1 pseudogene is annotated in these 1,719 nt (G+C 66.8%); it reads right to left on the reverse strand.

What is annotated here, in order from left to right:
* Positions 1-1,719, reverse strand: a pseudogene (locus YO9_RS0115600) (DUF3418 domain-containing protein); the annotation flags it as partial.

The raw sequence follows: 1,719 nt of genomic DNA on the forward strand, positions 1-1,719 counted from the left end.
GACTGCTGCGCACCGGAGGTGCCCCCGGCGGCGTCGGCGGCATTGGCGAAGTCCGCGAGCTGGGAGGCCGCGCTGCCCAGGGAGTCGGCCAGGGCGCGGCGGATCTGGGGCCGGAGTCGTTCCTTGAGGTCTGTGAGGTCCTCACCGGTTCCCAACACCTTGTTCCGGGCGTCGCGCACCTCGAAGTTCATGCGCAGGTGAGCCGGGAGCACCCCGGGCTGGAAGTCCGTGGCGTGCACCTGGTGACCGCGCAGCCTGCGCAGCACGGTGGCCAAGGATTCCAGCAAGGAATCGGTCTCGGGGGAGAACTCCGCGGAAAGCACGTCCACCGCGGTGGCGGCCATGTCCGGGGCCGGTACGAAATTGCGCCGCACGGCCTTGGGCAGGGACTTGATGAGGGCGGTGACCAACTCGGTGCGCAGACCGGGGATGTGCCACTCGAACTGCTCCGGAGCCAGACGGTCCAGGAACAGCACGGCACGCGCACGGTCACACCGTCCGCGGTCTCCGAACCGGGGGAGAACTCGTAATCCAGGTCCAGCGACAGGATGCCGTCCGGTGAGGCCACGTTCCAGGTCCGCGGGAAGGACTGAGTGTCGAGCTCGGCGACCTCCGGGGCGATCAGCGCGTCCGGATCCAGGTCCAGCAGGTGCTCGTTGCTGCCGCGAGCCTTCTTCCACCACGCGTCGAAGTGCCGCTGGGACACCACGTCCGCGGGAATGCGCGCATCGTAGAAGTCGAACAGCACCTGATCGTCCACGCGCAGGTCCTTGCGGCGCATGCGATTCTCGAGTTCTTCCACGCGTTCCAGGCGCTGCTGATTGCGTTTGTAGAACCGGTGCCGGGTCTGCCAGTCACCCTCGACCAACGCGTGGCGGATGAAGAGCTCACGGGAGAGTTCGGGGTCCACCTTGGAGAACTGTACGGAGCGCTCGGTCACGAGCGGCAAGCCGTACAACGTGACCCTCTCGTAGGCCATGACCGCTCCGCGGGAGCGTGACCAGTGCGGCTCCGAGTAGTTGCGCTTGACCAGATCCGGGGCCAGTTCTTCGACCCACTCCGGGTTGATGCTCGCGTTGGTGCGGGCCCACAGCCGAGAGGTCTCCACGAGCTCGGCCGACACGACCCAGTCCGGGGAGGTCTTGAACAGCGCCGAGCCGGGGAAGATCGCGAACTTGGTGCCGCGCGCGCCGCGATAATCACGGGTGCGTTCATCGCGCACGCCAATGTGGCTCAGCAGACCGGACAGCAGGCTCTGGTGAATGGCATCTTGATTGCCGGCCACGTCGATCTCGCGTGACTTGCCGGGATCGATCCCCACCTCGCGGCCGATCTGACGCAGCTGCGCGTAGAGATCCTGCCACTCGCGGATGCGCAGGAAGTTGAGGTACTCGCGCTTGCACAGTTTGCGGAACTGCGAGGACGACAGCTCGTGCTGCTGCTCCTGGATGTATTGCCACAGCAGCCCGTAGGACATGAAATCGGACGTCTTGTCCTTGAAGCGCTTGTGGAACTCGTCCGCGGCCTGGCGATGTTCCAGCGGCCGTTCACGCGGATCCTGCACGGTCAGGGCCGCGGCCAACACCATGACCTCCCGTGTGCAGCCGCGGCGCTGGGCCTCCACGATCATGCGCCCCAGCCGTGGGTCCACGGGCAGGGCCGCCAGGATGCGGCCGGTCTGGGTGAGCGGCGAATTCTTGCGGCCGCGGCGGCGTCGTC

Origin of the sequence: Kocuria atrinae C3-8 (genome assembly GCF_000286355.1) — a bacterium.
GTDB lineage: Bacteria > Actinomycetota > Actinomycetes > Actinomycetales > Micrococcaceae > Kocuria > Kocuria atrinae_A.